This is a genomic window from Flammeovirgaceae bacterium SG7u.111, assembly GCA_034044135.1.
Classification (GTDB): domain Bacteria; phylum Bacteroidota; class Bacteroidia; order Cytophagales; family Flammeovirgaceae.
In genome coordinates this window covers 6729682-6741632 of the sequence record CP139021.1, presented here as the reverse complement: position 1 = coordinate 6741632, position 11951 = coordinate 6729682, and the positions used below count along the sequence as shown (strand labels likewise).

The 11951-nt window shown below is 40.9% G+C and carries 7 protein-coding genes; 3 read left to right on the top strand and 4 right to left on the bottom strand.

The genetic code is table 11. The features are described from left to right. Positions 1-38 precede the first annotated feature (38 nt). The 3 genes from R9C00_25990 to R9C00_25980 form a co-directional block, all read right to left on the bottom strand. Positions 39-1637: a RagB/SusD family nutrient uptake outer membrane protein gene (locus R9C00_25990; protein ID WPO35150.1), complete on the bottom strand. Its 1599-nt coding sequence runs from the start codon at positions 1635-1637 to the stop codon at positions 39-41. A 21-nt stretch (positions 1638-1658) separates the two neighbouring features. Further along, positions 1659-4595, bottom strand: coding sequence for a SusC/RagA family TonB-linked outer membrane protein (locus R9C00_25985; protein WPO35149.1), 2937 nt, complete (start codon positions 4593-4595; stop codon positions 1659-1661). 491 nt (positions 4596-5086) lie between these two features. Further along, positions 5087-7228 (bottom strand): family 43 glycosylhydrolase, encoded by a 2142-nt coding sequence (locus tag R9C00_25980; protein ID WPO35148.1) that lies wholly within the window; start codon positions 7226-7228, stop codon positions 5087-5089. Positions 7229-7635: 407 nt separating this feature from the next. On the opposite strand from R9C00_25980, the gene R9C00_25975 reads away from it, so the two are divergent. The 3 genes from R9C00_25975 to R9C00_25965 are packed head-to-tail and all read left to right on the top strand — an operon-like array spanning position 7636 to position 9983. Beyond that, on the top strand, positions 7636-8241 hold the full coding sequence (locus tag R9C00_25975) for a hypothetical protein (GenBank protein ID WPO35147.1): 606 nt from the start codon (positions 7636-7638) through the stop codon (positions 8239-8241). Between the two features lie 4 nt (positions 8242-8245). Then, positions 8246-9292, top strand: coding sequence for a histidine kinase (locus R9C00_25970; protein ID WPO35146.1), 1047 nt, complete (start codon positions 8246-8248; stop codon positions 9290-9292). After that, on the top strand, positions 9282-9983 hold the full coding sequence (locus R9C00_25965) for a LytTR family DNA-binding domain-containing protein (protein ID WPO35145.1): 702 nt from the start codon (positions 9282-9284) through the stop codon (positions 9981-9983). Before R9C00_25970 ends, R9C00_25965 begins: the two co-directional genes overlap by 11 nt. Positions 9984-10042: 59 nt before the next feature. Here R9C00_25965 and R9C00_25960 read toward each other — a convergent pair whose 3' ends face one another. After that, a complete protein-coding gene (locus tag R9C00_25960; protein ID WPO35144.1) occupies positions 10043-11929 on the bottom strand; it encodes a M1 family metallopeptidase in 1887 nt (628 codons plus the stop codon). Between the last annotated feature and the right edge of the window lie 22 nt (positions 11930-11951).

Genomic DNA, 11951 nt, shown 5'->3' with positions numbered 1-11951 from the left:
TAATAGGAAAAGCAGGATTTATTTGTCTATGCTTAAAATTAATAACCAGGATTCTGTTTTAGGTTAGGGTTCGCGTTGATTGCTGATTGTGGAATTGGGAAGATGGTTCGGTAGTCCCCATTTGGTGTATGAGTTAGCCAAGATTTTGTTGTGAATACCCCAAATCTAATTAAGTCTTGCCTCCTGTGAAATTCGGCTGCAAATTCATAACCTAGCTCGTCCAAAAACCTTCCGTATTGGATGTCATCTCCTCCTTCTGTAGTTAGCATTTCTCCTTGAGAATAATTTCCGTAATTATAGATGCTTCCTTTGAGCAAATCGTCGGCGGTAACCGTTGCTTTTTCAGGACTATCAGGGAAAGCTCTTTCCCTTACAGTACTTACAATAACTGCTGCACCAGCCGCATCCCCGTTTCTTAATAAGCATTCTGCTTTGATCATTAATGCATCTGCATATCTGAAAAATGGAACATCGTTGCTGATAGCAGTACCCGTTACTCCAGTTTCAATTTCAAATTTCCCAACTCTGTAGCCTTCGTATTCCTTTGTTTCATCAACATTGCCTATCTCTTTGGTGTAATTGAGCTGGGTATTTACCAAGGCTGGATCCATGGAGTTATAAATTGGCTCACCAGAGCTTGAAAACTGAGGTCCCTTTATCCATATGTTTAGCCTAGAATCGCCCTCGTCATAGGTGTCGATGAATTGGGGAATAGCGCAACTTCCACCCCAAGGTTGTGCCCCTAATTTATAAGTAGCCGAACTGGATGGGTGTAAGGTTTTCCAAGGGTAATGGAGCCAACCAGATCTTGTGGCATCAAATACAATTGAGAAAATTTGTTCAGATGAGCCTTCATTTTCCACTGCAAAATTTGAGTGATAGTTACTTTCCAGTGAATATAGCCCACTTGCAATAATGTCGTCAACTTGGGCAATTGCTTCGTTATATTTTGCTTGTCCAATGTAAACTTCTGCGTTAAGGTAGGTTTTGGCAAGAATCATTTTTGCCGCCCATTTATTCATTTTCCCATACACTTTTTCTTCCGAAAGCATCGGTATGACCTCTTTCAGTTCTGATTCAATATAAGCAAATACCTCTGCTCTTGTGCTTTGGGTAGGTAAAAAGTCCTCTTTTGTCAAATCTACTTCCGTTACAATTGGAACATTGCCAAAATTGTCAATTAACAGATAGTAATATAATGCCCTTAAAGCCCTTAGTTCGCTGACTAGGCTTTCTACACCTTCCATTTGACTATAGGTACCTAGCGAAGTATTCAAAATATTTAATGCAGAATAGGCTCTGCTCCAAAGTCCAGACGGATGTGCTTGAAATGCATTCCAATTGTGCATGTGCATTGCTCTATACGTTCCACCGTCGACCCAACCGTTAGGCCTGGCAGGAGTTACAATGATATCGGCACATTCTGCTTGCATATCAAAATATCCTATCCAACCAAACATTACATCTGTGAGACTGGTGTAAACTGGAGCAGTGAGAGCTTCAAGAACTTCTGGTGAGCCACCTAAGTCTTTATCGGTCAGTACATCGTATGGACTTTCCTCCAAGTTTGTACATGAGCATACCAGCCCAATTATAGCTAGTGCTGCTGTAATTATATGTTTATTTAATCTTTTCATGGTTACAAATTTTTATTGTTACTAGAATCTAAGGTTTGCTCCCAAAGTAAATGTTCTTACAGTTGGGTATTTGTCACGACTATCATTTCCAGGAGCTAAGCCTGAGTTATCCCCTACTTGGGTGTTTCTAGTCACTTCAGGGTCTAAGCCTTTATAATTTGTGATTGTGAACAGGTTAGAACCCGAAACATAGACTCTTGCACTTTTGATTCCTTTGATGTTAGCTGTATTGAAATTATACCCTAAGGTGATGTTGTCAATTTTCCAGAAATCACCGTCTTCTATATAGTGACTAACATATGATTGAGGACTAGCTAATACTTTACCGTCGATTTCATCATAAGAAGATGCTAGTTTGTTGTAAACAACAGTTGGGTTTTCGTAGAACATTCTTTGGAAGTTTAAGATTTGGTAATCAAATGCGCCGCGCATAGTGATATTCAAATCGAAACGTCCATACCGAAAGTAGTTGTTCCATGCGGCGTACCACTGTGGTAATCCATTGCCCAGAATTTGCATATCATCAGGTACTGCATCTGCTAGTGCTTTTATTTCTCCATCAACTCCGCTTTCGATCAACCATTTGCCATCATCATCCAACCCTACACTCTTGTATCCCCAAAAGCTACCGATGGCCTCTCCTTCTTCTACTTTATGAGTACTCAATTGGATTGGATCTCCAGTATAACCATCATAGAAGAAGTCGTTTTCAACTTGGAATTCATCATTGGAAAGCGATTCAAGTTTGTTTGTGTTCCTAGAATAGTTTAGGCTGGTTACCCATTCAAATTTCTCTCTTTTTATTGGGGTGATGTTGACAGCAACCTCAATACCCTTGTTGCTCATTGAAGCAGCGTTTGCCTTAGTTGTACCTACCAAGTTTGGTGGAACTGGAACAGGGTAATCGTATACTAAGTCTTCCAGCGTACGGTCATAGAGGTCAATAGAGCCTGAAATGACATTTTGAAGTAGTTCAAAGTCTAGCCCTATGTTATACTCGACGTTTGTTTCCCAACCTAAATTAGGGTTAGGGTTTGCTACAGGAGAAAGTACACTTACCCAGTCTTGCCCATTAAAATAAAACTGTGTGGAACTGTAGGCATATCTTGTCAATGATTCATATGGATTAGACGAAATTGAACCAGTTCTACCGTACCCAACCCTTAGTTTCAAGTTATCAATAGTGGAAGCGTCTGATAAAAAGGCTTCATTGCTAATGGTCCAACCTGCTGATATTGCTGGGAAAAACCCCCATTTGTTATCATCACCAAACCTTGATGAACCTTCATATCTCAAACTAGCCAAAATGTTATACTTGTCGTCAAAGCCATAACCCACCCTGCCAAAAAAGCCAATCAATTTCCAGTCACTTCTCCAACTATCTACGCCAGCGCCGCTTAATCCTTCTCGGAGTGCACGACCTTGCTCTATGCTATTGTAGGTAAAGTTGTCAGTAGGGAAATCAAAGTTGGTAATAGAGTTTCCGTAGTTTTCCCAGTCAATATAACTGTAACCCAATAGTGCTGACACACGGTGTTTGTTTATATTTTTTGAATAGTTTGCAGTCAGGTCAAGGAAGTTTTCAACCGTTTTGTTATTTGAGATATAAGCAACTCCATTTTTACCATCTCGTACATTTGAGATATGCTTCTTGGTTTCATAGTTTCCAATATCTTGACTCCATTCGTGCCTAGACCCAACTACTTTTAATTCTAGCCCATCGAGTGGAAAATAAGATGCAGAACCAGTCAACCATGTCCACTGGGAGTTATTATCATATTTTCTTTCATTGATAAGCCCCAAAGGGTTTTCATATTGGAATTGATCTGGGTGCTCTACCCAGTTTCCTTCGTTATCGGTTACATTATCGGTAGGGTTTCTAATCAAAGCTTGGCGATACGTCCAGCCGTCAAAAGCACCATATTTCTGGATTCCTTTAAGGACATTTGCGTTTACTTTTAGTTTGTCTTCGATTAAGTAATGATCCAACTCCATACGGAATTTCGCCTCAGTATTATCTGATCCAAGGAAAATACCTTCGGCGTCTTGAAAGCTAACATTTGCACTATAAGTAGTTCTTTGGTTTCCACCTCTAAGAGAAAGGTCGTGAAAATGGTTTAGTGGGCTTCTACTTATTTCGTCTAGCCAGTTAGTATTACCTCCAAGGTCATAAGAAGGATCAATCAAACCTTCGCTGATTTTCCCTCTTACATCGTCAGCACTCATAAAATCTGCTGTTTTTTGAAATCTATCAGTTGAAACGTAGCCGCTATACTCTAAGGTCATTGACCCATCTCCTTTGGCTTTTTTAGTGGTAATTAGGATTACTCCATTTTTACCACGAGTACCATAAATAGCTGATGCAGAGGCATCTTTCAAAACATCGATAGATTCTATATCATTGGGAGAAATTGAGTTTAACCCGCCCGGATAACCATCTATAAGTACTAAAGGTGCAGATGAACCATATATTGAGGTCACCCCTCTTAGCAATAATTCTATTCCTGCTTCTGGGTCTCCAGAAGAGGTGCTAATGGTCAATCCAGCTACTTTGCCTCTTAGAAGTTCACCAGCATTGCGGACAGCCCCTTGTACAAATTCTTTAGGTTTTACTGTAGTAACTGCTGTTGTAACATCTTCTCTGCGTTGGGTTCCATAACCAATTACCACTACTTCAGTTAGTTGGGTAATGTCTTCCACCAAGCTGATATTAAAATCTGTCCTGCCATCTACTTGTATTTCCTGTGTTAAAAAACCAATGTAGGAGAAGACAAGAATGGCAGATTTAGAATCGACTTCTAAACTGAAATTACCATCGATACCTGTAACGGCTCCTTTGGAAGAGCCTTTCACAATAATACTCACCCCAGGAAGCTCTTCCCCATCTGTTGTGGTTACTTTTCCTTTTACCATAGTTTGTGCCATGGTCACAGTAGTCATTGCAAGTAGTGCATACACTGTTATTGAAAGTTTTCGAAAGGAGAACCTTTGCAGCTTTCTCTTTTTGTTGAATTGTAGAATTAAGCCCATAAGTGTTTGATCGATTAATTATAAGTGTTAATTGAATTTGTTCAGAAACCCTTATTTCCGATGTGGTTTAAGGGTATACTAGTCCCGCCCCAGACTTTCAAGTAAAGTCTCAGTACATAGCTTTAACTAATGGTAGTTCAAGAGTATAAGTTGTTATGGATAATATTTAAAAATTTCAAGCAACTACATTTTCAGATCAAGAAATGTTTTTCTGATCTGGTTTACATAAACCGGTTTTATGTGGTCAATAATTTTTGTGGTTTGAATGACTGTTGTTGCTAGTTGCTAGCTTTGGGTATTTATATAATATATATATAACAAATGTATTAAATACTTTTTACTATTGTCTCGCACATTTTACCTAGATGTTGTACGATTTAAACATAATCTATCTTTTTTATGAGATAAAAGTGGAAATATTAGTACGTTTTTGGCTTTGTCTTGCCCATCAGTTTTTTCACCTCCTTTTCGCTTAGGGCATAATCGTACATTTGCACCGATGCCAAGTAACCAGTATAGTTTTCGCCCACATCGGAAGCCCCAAGTATGATCTTGGCACTGTCGGTAGCCGACGCCAACGTGATGTTTTGCGAAGTATTCAACAGACCATCCACATACACTTTTTCCACCACGCCGTCGAACGTAAGTACGATATGGTGCCACTGATCTGCAGTTGGTAATGTTTCGTAAGGCAAATCAAAGTGCCCATCCAAATGGGCAGCCGCTCCATAGCCGCTTCTGTTGTAAAATAGGGCATTGTAAGAGTTTGCCAAGTAAAACTCTTCTCGGTCGCACCAAGATACTAGGCACTCATCTGCTTTATTGATATCGGGATTTTTTGCCCAGACTGCTACGGTGTAAGCGCCGTTCCAAGCCAAGCTTTTTGGTACAGCTCGGTCTTTCAAGGTTAAAGCCCCTTTTTTAAAATGGAGGAATTTTGTTCCGCCTGCTTCTTCTAGGAAGACTTCGCCGCTTTTAGTGAAACTCCCACCAACCGAGCCTTTGTTTGGAATGCTTTTTAGCGGCTCATCAGGAGGGGACAGGTTTGTTAAATCCAGACTGACCAACAATTCTTCTTTGCTTCTCACCGCTGGTTCTTCAGCAGAAGGTTTATTTACCAGTCGCAGTGGAATTTCAAAAAGTTCTTTATATACTTTTATGTTCCAAACGGCAGCATAAAGCCCAACTTTCTCAGTACCCAACACGGTGAGCTTTAGGTAGCGGGCGGCAACATTTTTGTCGTCAATCATCGGGCTACCCGATGTCATGTTAGTCGACTTATCAACATACATTTCCCATTTTTTGCCATCGGCAGAATGCTCAATCTTGTATTGGTAATAGTAACTGGCAAATTCAAATTGGGTCATTATCCTTTTGATGTTTTTTACTTCGCCCAAATCAATCGTAAGATCTTGTGGCAGCGTGTTATTCGCAGCTTTCCACATGGTTGCATTATTGTTGTCGGTTGCGAATGAGGGCTTGTAATCGTAATTGAGCGACTCCAAATGGTAAGATGAGGATGCGCTTGTGCTGGCTAAAAAAGCGATGTCTTCAGGCACTTTTGAGGTTTCAAAATTAGCTATGCCTTGGTGGGAAGGAACAACTGGTCGGATAGTAGAGTCATTTTCAAAAACGAGGCTGTCGATACAGATTTGTCTAGCAAGCCCTCCAGCGGTAAACGGGTAATCGTGGCGGTGATAGACTATGTAATAATCATCGTTATTTTTTAAGATAGAATGATGCCCCGGACCATGGACAGATTGGTTGGCATTGGTACTCAAAATCGGGTTGTTCTGCCCTGGGGTGAAAGAACCATAAGGGCTGTCGGAATAAGAATACCTGACGTTGTAGGTTTCATCGTGGCAAGAAGCGCCAGAATACATCAAAATGTATTTTCCGTTCCTTTTCATCATATACGGAGCTTCGAAAGGCTCGGGAGTTTGCTCAAGTGGGATATTTTCAGCGGCAAACATCTTATCCATCGTTTGGTTGTCGAGCTGCCCCACGGCGTACCCGTTGTTGTAATGCACCCAAGTTCCCCAGTAGGCATAGGTTTTTCCATCATCGTCGGTAAAGAATTGTACATCGAGCGAGGGGAAGCCTTCTCTAGGATAACTATGACGAATAACGGGTGTGTCGTCTTCATGAAGTTTGGCCCAAGGTCCGTAAGGGGTGTCGGAAACATAGCCGTAAATATTGCAGCCTGCTTGGCAATTCCCGAAGTACAAATAGTATTTCCCATCGTTTCCAATCACCAAGTCAGGCGCCCAGAAATTCCGGAGGTTTACCGATTCCAAAGAAGGCACTTCCATGGTGTAGTTGTACCAGTTCTGGAAATCTTTGCTGTACCACAAAGTGGGTGCTCCCGAGGCAAGCATTTCGTTGTCAGTAGTGGCATAGATGTAGTAAATGTTGTCAATTTTTACGATAGTAGGGTCGGCAAACCAACCAGGGATGATCGGGTTTTTAGCTCCCGGGGAATCAAATTTGAAATTTTCCTGCGAATACGCTTGCAGTAAAGAAAACAACATGAACGCTAGAAGCAAATAAACTTTTTTCATGGTAATTGATCAGTTATACTGGCAGGTCCTGAATGAAGGTATGTTGAAGCGAGTGGATCGCCGTATTGCTTCTTCGAACCTTCGCAGGTTTTCAAAGAAGTGTGTGAGTTGGGTTGGTGATTAAGGTGTAATTACACAAATGTATAAAATACAATTACATTGTAATTCGCATATTCTACCCAGATGTTGTACAATTTTGATATGGTTTGTATTCTGGTATTTAAATTTAGGGGAATATTGGTTTATATCCTTTCCCCAAACCAGAATGGATGTTGGGGCTTTTTCTATTAAAACCGCATTGTTTTTCTGGTTTGTTTTTAGTGTTTGACCCCAAACAGACCTTGTACAACGAAAAAAATTGGTCACTCCTCTGCTGTCTACTTTCTTTACCCAAAAAAGAAAAAGCCATGAAAAAACTTAAATCACTTTTGCTCATATTTATTCCATTGGTGTTTATTTCAAGCTGTACGGTGCTGTCTTTTTATCCACTTTATACCGAAAAAGAACTGGTCAGGGATGATCGGATTATTGGGGATTGGCAGTCATTGGCAGGGAGCAACGATGATGCAGGCGATACCATTTATTGGCGCATTGAATTCAAACAAAATGACAAGAAAACGAATAAATACACCTACACTTTGAGTTTGCACTACAATGATATGATGGAAGACGGTGCGGTATTTCAATTACATATCGTAAAGCTAGATGGGAAAACTTATTTGGATTTCTACCCAGAAGAAGGGCGGATAGAAAATGAGTTTTTTATGCAGCATCTTATGCCCGTGCATACTTTTGCCAAGCTTGAAATTGGGGAAGAACTCAATATAGTTTGGTTCGATTCCGATTGGCTGGAAAATCTATTTGGCGAGGATAAGATCAGGATAAGACATGAGGAAGATGAAGATAGAATTCTTCTTACGGCTAAACCAGAAGAATTACAAAAGTTCATTATTAAATATGCCAACGACGAAAAAGTATTTAGCAAGCATATGAGGTATATATTGAGCAAGTAATAGTATGTACAACTACAAATTTCCTTCCAAAGCCCTTTACAGGATTGTCCTGCATATTCTCTTTTGGGTCTTTTCTTTTTTTACCATCAACTATGTGTTTGCCATCACAGATGAAATCACCCTAAACGATTATTTGTTTACAGGGCTTTTTCACATCAGTTTATTGATAGGTGTGTATATAAACTTGGAGCTTTTGATTCCGAAGTTTTTCCAAAAAAGGAGCTACTTAATTTACCTTTCCCTGTTTGCCATAGTAGTTTTTTCCACTACTTTTTTGAATCTCCTCACCTTCAATTGGTTGGCAGATATAGTATTGCCTAATTATTATTTTGTTTCATATTTTGATGAATTAGAGCTAGTTATTACCGTCTTTATTTACCTATTGGTTACCAGCTTGCTTAAGCTTTCCAAGTCTTGGTTTCATTTACAAGAGCTTAACCACCAGATCAATAAGATTGCAAAAGAAAATGCGGAGAGCCAGTTGAATGCCCTAAAAGCCCAGATAAACCCGCACTTTTTGTTCAACAGTTTGAATGTGCTGCATTCCTTGGCGCTCAAGCAATCGGAGGAATCGCCCGATGCCATCATCAAGCTTGCCGATATATTGCGCTATGTGATTTACGAATCGAGGAAAAGTACGGTGAGCATAAGCTCGGAAGTAGAGCTGATCAAAAATTACCTGAGCCTTCAGCGCTACCGAATTGACGATTCTGCCAAAGTGGAATTTGTGACCGATATTAAAAATGAGGGTAAAATAGCTCCCATGCTTTTCCTGCCTTTGGTAGAAAACAGCTTCAAGCATGGTATAAAAGGAGATTTGGAAGATACTTTTGTGAAAATTTCCTTGCGCTCCAGTTCAACTGAAACCTATTTTGAAATAGAAAATAACAAAGGCAAAGTAGATAAAATTGATGCGGAAGACGAGGGCGGTATCGGCGTTGCCAACATCAAAAAACGGCTCGATTTAATTTACCCTCATCAGCATTCTTTTGAGATTGTGGAAAACAATTCGACCTTTAAAGTCAACTTAATGATAAACCATGAAAATTAATTGCATCATAGTAGACGATGAGCCCGCCTCCCGTGAGGTGATGGAAAAATATATTGGCGATTGCCCTTCTCTTTTTCTGTTGAAAAGCTGCAAAAATGCTTTTGAAGCTTCCGATGCCATCAATGCGTTTGATGTCCAGTTGATCTTTTTGGATATCAACATGCCCAAACTTTCGGGCATCAATTTTTACAAATCCTTGGTAAGCCCTCCTTTTGTGATTTTTACTACCGCCTACCCAGAGTTTGCCGTGGAAGGGTTTGAGCTAGATGCGATCGATTATTTGCTCAAGCCCTTTCCTTTTGAGCGGTTTTACAAGGCGGCAAACAAAGCCATAGAGGTATTGGGGAGTAGAACTAATGAGTCCAAACCAGAAGAGTTTGTGCTATGGAAAGCGGATAAGAAAATCTACCGAATTCTGTTGGGGGAAATCAATTACCTTGAGGCAATCGGCGATTATGTGAAGGTTCAGTATGCTGGCAAATTCATTATGGTGCACAGCACATTCCAAAAACTCCTTGCCCAGCTTCCCGAAGACCGCTTCATTAGGGTGCACAAGTCGTTTGCCATCGCCTTGAACAAGCTAGAAGCCATAGAAGGAAATTGCATCCTAATGAAAGGGAAAACAATCCCGATTGGGCAGACCTACCGCTCCGATTTTATGGAATTGATCAATAAATTAGGGTTGGGGTAAAAAACAAAAGAGGCTACAAAATGCAGCCTCTTTCCATTAATTGAATAGGGAATTAATTCTTATAACTCACTCATCTCGATATAGAATTTGTCCAAGTCAACTTTCCAATCTTCTTTGGGCAACTCTCCTAAGGTTTCGGTTTTCCATTCGGTGGTGGGGTAAATGAATTTTGCCTTTTCCCCTGATCCAATTTTTACTGGCATATCAAAATCTGCCACCTCGGCATTCCAGCGGTATTGCACCGAATCTCCCTCAAATTTCATTTCCAACACAGGAAGCGTGTAGCGGTAGAGGTATTGCTCAAAAATAGCTTTGAAATCTCTGTCCAGTTTTTCATTGAAATAGTTGAGCACATCGGTAGTATAAATGTTTTGCCTTTTGAAATGCTCTGAATACTTTTTGATAAAGTCCCACCATTTGGTGTCGTCATTCACCACATTTCTCATGGTGTTCATAAACAAAGTGCCCTTAAAATAAATATCTTGGGTAGGCCAGTGGTACACGCCTATCGGGCCAATCATCGGTGTTTTGTTGTCGACCTTTTCTTTGTACCCGTTGATGTATTTTACCGCTTCATCGTAGCCAAACATGCATTCTACATACACGCCTTCTGCATAGGTACACCAGCCTTCGTGGATCCAAGCATCGGAATAATCGTGGCAGGTGATGCTGTTTCCAAACCATTCGTGCCCACTTTCGTGGATGATGATGAAGTCAAATTTCATGCTTGTGCCTACGCCTGTCCAATCTCTGCCCAAGTATCCATTTTGGAAAAGGTTGCCATAGGTAACCGCGCTTTGGTGCTCCATGCCCGAGTAAGGTGCTTCCACCAGTTTGTAGCCATCTTTCATGAAAGCATATTCCCCAAAGTGGTTTTGGTAGCATTCCAACATTGGTTTTGCTTGCGCAAATTGAACCTTGGCTTGCTCTAAATGGTAAGGCAATACGTAATAATCGAGCGGCAAATCGCCGAGCGTATCTGAGAAATGCGTGTATTTCCCGATGTTCATCGAAATGCTGTAATTGTTGATGGGGTAGTGTACTTTCCAGACGTATTTGGTGTAGCCGTCTTCCAGTTCTTCTTTGCCCATAAACTTTCCGTTGGAAACATCCACCAGATCAGAAGGGACGGAAATTTGGATAAGCATGCTGTCCACCTCGTCGGCTTGCTGGTCTTTGTTTGGCCACCAAACGCTAGGGCCAGGGCCTTGGCAAGCGGTGTAGATCCAAGGATTGCCAAGCGAATCTTCTTGGAAAACTACGCCTCCAAACCTGCCTTCGGACTTCGGATTTCCAGAATAATAAAATTCGATTTCCTCGGTCGCGTCTTTTTTTAATGTTTCTGGGAAAGCCAAAAACACGCTTTTGTATTTTCTTTCGTAAGAAAGTTCTTGGCCTTTGTAAAGGATTTTATCTACTTGCAAAGCAGGTGTCAACTCCAACTGGATGGTGTCGCCATCTTTCAGCATTTCGAAGCGAACCAAGTTTTTCCCTTCAAGGTATTTTTCCGCCGGATCTACTTTTACATCCAAATTATAATACAGCAAATCGTAGTTGGAGCGGTACGGTCCATTATCGCCTCGGAGCGAATCCGCTGGGTCAATTTTTAAGTTTTTTTCAATTTCGCTCACCATCGAATCGCCGATCTGGATTGCGATGGTTTGTCCATCTTCGGTGGCGGTTAGCTTTACCGGTTTGCAGTTTTTTGCCATAGTGGAAATGGGAAGCACTGCGGCTTGAAATTTTTCGGGGATGCTTACAAACCCCTCTCTATTGACCCTGAGCGCATAATTATGCTCATCCAAGTATACCACCGCACCTTCCGCAGGCTTTCCCGAACCCGTATAAATTACCTTCAATTGGCTGATGGGCTTTTGCGGGGTGCAGGAGGCCAGCATGACCAATATTCCCAAGGCAATCGCCCAAAATTGATTTTTTAATGTCATGTTTTTCACCTTATCTATTACT

Excerpts from the sequence above, each read along its gene's own strand:
- R9C00_25975 (WPO35147.1), top strand. The coding sequence starts at position 7,636 with ATGAAAAAACTTAAATCACTTTTGCTCATATTTATTCCATTGGTGTTT.
- R9C00_25970 (WPO35146.1), top strand. The coding sequence starts at position 8,246 with ATGTACAACTACAAATTTCCTTCCAAAGCCCTTTACAGGATTGTCCTG.
- R9C00_25965 (WPO35145.1), top strand. The coding sequence starts at position 9,282 with ATGAAAATTAATTGCATCATAGTAGACGATGAGCCCGCCTCCCGTGAG.
- R9C00_25990 (WPO35150.1), bottom strand. The coding sequence starts at position 1,637 with ATGAAAAGATTAAATAAACATATAATTACAGCAGCACTAGCTATAATT.
- R9C00_25980 (WPO35148.1), bottom strand. The coding sequence starts at position 7,228 with ATGAAAAAAGTTTATTTGCTTCTAGCGTTCATGTTGTTTTCTTTACTG.
- R9C00_25960 (WPO35144.1), bottom strand. The coding sequence starts at position 11,929 with ATGACATTAAAAAATCAATTTTGGGCGATTGCCTTGGGAATATTGGTC.